Source organism: Paenibacillus forsythiae T98, assembly GCF_000520735.1.
GTDB classification, from domain to species: domain Bacteria; phylum Bacillota; class Bacilli; order Paenibacillales; family Paenibacillaceae; genus Paenibacillus_AQ; species Paenibacillus_AQ forsythiae.
Genome location: NZ_ASSC01000482.1, coordinates 1 through 1,982, shown reverse-complemented (window position 1 = coordinate 1,982; position 1,982 = coordinate 1). Strand labels below are relative to the sequence as shown.

2 protein-coding genes are annotated in these 1,982 nt (G+C 55.3%); one reads left to right on the top strand and one right to left on the bottom strand.

Features of this window, described 5'->3' with window-relative positions; all coding sequences use genetic code 11:
- The coding region (locus L692_RS0115385) for a MarR family winged helix-turn-helix transcriptional regulator (RefSeq protein WP_025701048.1) at positions 1 to 274 on the bottom strand (274 nt) is incomplete at its 3' end.
- Between the two features lie 164 nt (positions 275 to 438).
- Here L692_RS0115385 and L692_RS0115380 point away from each other — a divergent pair.
- A complete protein-coding gene (locus tag L692_RS0115380) occupies positions 439 to 1,923 on the top strand; it encodes an MFS transporter (RefSeq protein ID WP_025701047.1) in 1,485 nt (494 codons plus the stop codon).
- Positions 1,924 to 1,982 lie beyond the last annotated feature (59 nt).

The following is a 1,982-nucleotide window of genomic DNA, read 5'->3' as shown; positions in this document are numbered from 1 at the left end:
GGTCCTCCGGATCTGCGCTGCGCTTGATATAGCCTGCGGCTTCCAGTTGCTTCACCGAACGGGCGGTGGTGGCTTTGTCGAATTTCAGCTTCACGGTCAACTGGTCCTGCGTGGTTCCTGGAGTCATGAGAATCGCCTTAAGGAAGCTGTACTGTCCGCCGCCGCCGATTCCGTATTCGCCAAGCGAGCGGGACATACGTTTCAGTTGGGTTCGGTACACACAGGAGATCAGCTTGCCGATCGGTTCTTTCTTTACAGGAGATGGTTCTATCATAAGGTGCTCCTTTCGGGACAGCGGAACTCATATCCGGATGATTTCATCATGATAAAAAATATTACCGTAAAATAGTTGCATACGCAACCAAGTTGCAGTACACTGTGGATTATAATATAGTTGCGTGCGCAACTAAAACGGTGTGCGCGAAAAGAGGTGGCGTGATGAGCACGATCAATCAGGGAACTTATCAAGAGGATGCCGGTATACAGAGCCGTCGCTGGCTGATTCTCATTGTATTAAATCTGTTTGTCTTTATGTCCACGCTGGACGGAAGCATTGTGAACATCGCTCTGCCGGTGCTTTCCGAGAAGCTGGGTCTGCCGATCGCGCAGATCGAATGGGTAACCACTGGCTATTTGATGGCTATCTGCGCGGCCATCCTGTTCTTCGGCAGACTGGGAGACATCGCCGGGAAGATTAGATTGTTCAAGATCGGCACGGTTGTCTTCATCCTTGGTTCCCTGCTGTGCGGACTGAGCGGCTCGCTGCCTGCGCTGGTGGCGGCAAGGGTAGTTCAGGCGGTGGGCGCATCGATGACGATGGCGAACAGCCAGGGCATTGTGGCAGATATTTTTCCGGCAACGGAGCGGGGGAAGGCGCTTGGACTTATCGGCACCTTCGTTTCCCTCGGAAGCATCGCCGGTCCGAGTCTGGGCGGCATTATTGTTTCCAATCTCGGCTGGGAGTATATCTTCTGGGTCAATGTTCCGATCGGCCTGATTGCGGTTGCCCTTGGCTGGAAGGTGCTCCCGAAGGATCTGATCCGGGTAAAGGCCAAAGTTGACATCCCCGGGAGTGTGCTGTTCGCCTGTTTCATTATTGCCCTGTTTGCGGGCCTTCTGCTCGGACAGCAGCATGGATATTCGAATACCGGCATTATTATAGCGCTGTGCGCCGCCGTTCTTGCCTTTGCCGCTTTTATCCGGGTGGAGCTGCGGAGACCCGAGCCGCTGCTGCAACTGAAATTGTTCAAGAATCCGCTGTTCTCGCTCAGCATTCTTTGCGGGTTTCTCGTATTCTCCGCCAATTTCTGCTTTAGCATTATTGCCACGTTCTATACGCAGAGCATGCTTGGCCTGTCTCCGTCTTCGGCAGGCTTCCTGCTCATGCTATTTCCGATCAGTATGGTCGTGATCGCTCCGCTCAGCGGCGCTTTGTCGGACAAGATCGGGTCTGAATCTCTTACCTTTGCCGGGCTGGTCGTGATGGTTATCGCCCAATTCGGGCTGGCTCAGCTTCACGATGGAACTCCGGTCGGGCTGGTCGGTGTATGGATCGGGATGCTCGGCATAGGCAGCGGACTGTTCCAGTCTCCGAACAATTCCCTGATTATGTCCACGGTGCCCCGTACCCAGCTCGGTTCGGCGGGCAGCGTAAATTCGCTTGTGCGCAATATCGGCATGGTTGTTGGCATCACCCTAGCCACAACGATCTTGTTCAATGTAATGAGCGGCAAGGCCGGCCATCGCGTCACCGGGTTGATCCCGGATCGGCCCGATATTTTTCTGGCCGGGATGCATGCTGTGTTCACCACTTCGGCGGCGCTCTGTCTTACGGCTGCTCTGCTGACCGGCTGGCGGTTCGTTCGTACGAGACGGGTCCGTGTGGAGATGGGACGCCAAAGACCGGAAGAGGGCAGAGGATGACTCTCCGAGAGTCGAGGGAGAAGAAAAGGCAGAGCCGCCCCGGGGCGGCTCTGCCTTTT